This is a genomic window from Dactylosporangium sp. NPDC050688 (genome assembly GCF_040654515.1).
Taxonomy (GTDB): domain Bacteria; phylum Actinomycetota; class Actinomycetes; order Mycobacteriales; family Micromonosporaceae; genus Dactylosporangium.
Map to the genome: position 1 here is coordinate 1 of NZ_JBFAIC010000197.1, position 1,033 is coordinate 1,033.

The 1,033-nt window shown below is 69.4% G+C and carries 1 protein-coding gene; it reads left to right on the forward strand.

What is annotated here, in order from left to right:
* On the forward strand, window positions 1-1,033 hold a 1,033-nt coding region (locus AB0H83_RS51940), incomplete at both ends, for a 3-hydroxyacyl-CoA dehydrogenase family protein (RefSeq protein WP_360111524.1).

Below are 1,033 nucleotides of genomic sequence, written 5' to 3' on the forward strand. Positions count from 1 at the left end.
TCGAAGGCGCCCAGGTCGACCTGGACACCGCGTTCGACATCGAGGCCCGCTACTTCACCGAGCTGGCCACCGGACAGGTCGCGAAGAACATGATCAAGGCGTTCTTCTTCGACCTGCAGAAGGCCAACGCCCGCGGCACGAACGCGGCACCGTTCACCAAGGTCGCCGTCCTCGGCGCCGGGATGATGGGTGCGGCGATCGCGTACGTGTGCGCCAAGGCCGGCATGCAGGTGCTGCTCAAGGACGTCACGCTCGAGGCCGCCGAACGCGGCAAGCAGTACTCGGTGAAGGTGCTGGCCAAGAAGCCGTTCCTGCCCGCGGAGGAGATCCTCGGCAGGATCACCCCGACCGCCGACCCGTCCGACCTCGCCGGCTGCGACCTGGTCATCGAGGCTGTGTTCGAGGACCCGGCCCTGAAGCACAAGGTGTTCGCCGAGATCCAGGACGTCGTCGCGCCGGACGCGCTGCTGTGCTCCAACACCTCGACGCTGCCGATCTCGCTGCTCGCCGACGGTGTGACCCGCCAGCAGGACTTCGTCGGGCTGCACTTCTTCTCACCCGTGGACAAGATGCCGCTGGTCGAGGTGATCAAGGGCGCCGCCACGTCGGACGCGGCGCTGGACCGGGCCCTGGGCGTGGTACGGCAGCTGAAGAAGACCCCGATCGTGGTCAACGACAGCCGCGGGTTCTTCACCAGCCGGGTCATCGGCACGTTCACCGGCGAGGGCCTGCTCATGCTCGCCGAGGGCGTCGCCGCGCCGTCGATCGAGCAGGCCAGCCTGCAGGCGGGGTACCCCGCCGCGGTCCTCGCCCTCATGGACGAGCTGACCCTGACCCTGCCGCGCAAGATCCGGCTCGCGTACGGCGACGCGTGGACCCCCACACCCGCCGATGCGCTGATCGACCGGATGATCGACGAGTTCGGCCGGCCGGGGCGCTCCGGCGGCGCCGGGTTCTACGAGTACACCGACGGCAAGCGCACCCGGCTGTGGCCTGGGCTGCGCGAGCACTTCGGCAAGCCCGACGCCGGCGT